Source organism: Jatrophihabitans lederbergiae, assembly GCF_031845305.1.
GTDB lineage: Bacteria > Actinomycetota > Actinomycetes > Mycobacteriales > Jatrophihabitantaceae > Jatrophihabitans_A > Jatrophihabitans_A lederbergiae.
On record NZ_JAVREH010000197.1, the window covers coordinates 1 to 844 of the forward strand.

General features: G+C 66.5%; 1 protein-coding gene and 1 pseudogene. One reads left to right on the plus strand and one right to left on the minus strand.

Annotation, left to right across the window (positions count from 1 at the left end; translation table 11 throughout):
* The first annotated feature begins 236 nt into the window (after positions 1-236).
* Positions 237-662: a DUF4232 domain-containing protein gene (locus tag RM423_RS24950; RefSeq protein WP_311425732.1), complete on the plus strand. Its 426-nt coding sequence runs from the start codon at positions 237-239 to the stop codon at positions 660-662.
* Between the two features lie 74 nt (positions 663-736).
* On the opposite strand, the pseudogene RM423_RS24955 reads toward RM423_RS24950, so the two are convergent.
* Positions 737-844 (minus strand): annotated as a pseudogene (locus tag RM423_RS24955) (IS30 family transposase); the annotation flags it as partial.

The window sequence follows — 844 nt, forward strand, 5'->3', positions numbered from 1 at the left end:
TCGTCGTCTCGACGACCCTGACCGCTGCCGTCGTCGTGATGAGCGCGTGCAGTTCCGGGACAACTGCGGGCTCCAACACCAGCGCGACGACACCCATATCGACCAGCGCATCGCCCGCTGGCCGCCCTGTCACACCTGCACCCAAGACGGACACAAAGACGACCACCGTCGCAGCGTCGACACCTCCACCCGCCACCTCGCCGGCGGCCGCCTCGTCACGTGCCTCGACCCCGCCGGTGGCGGCTGCCTGCAACGCCCAGCTAGCCGTCCGTAGCGCGCCGGCGCAGGGGGGTGACAGTCACGGCGGTGTCATAGTCATCTTCACCAACACCGCCTGCATGGCGTGCACGATTTATGGCTACCCCGGTGCTGCGGTCCTGGATAAGAGCGGCCGCCAGATCGTGCAGGCCACCCGTACTCTGAGCGGCTACCTCGGTGGCTGCCGATGTGCCACACCCGAACACCTACGCCTTGACCACAGCCAATCGGCTTCAGCCATTGTCGAAGGCGACAACGGCGGCGGTGACGAATGCCTGCGCGGCGTCGCGATCCTGGCGACCCCGCCCAACACCACGAAACCCACCCGCATCCCGCTCCAGGCCTACTCCTGCCACGTCCAGGTGCATCCTGTCGTGCGCGGCACGGCCGGCACGAAACACTGACATCACCAACCTTGCCCCTGACACCACACCGCCCGAACAGTGTGTCCCAGTCGAGGAACGGCGGATTCTGGCGGTCATTGCAACAGCAGGTCGCCGATCAGTTCGTTCGGCTTCTTGAACGCTAGCCGTTTGCGGGGGCGGTCGTTGAGTTCCTGGGCGACCCAGTCGAGGTCCTCGGCGGA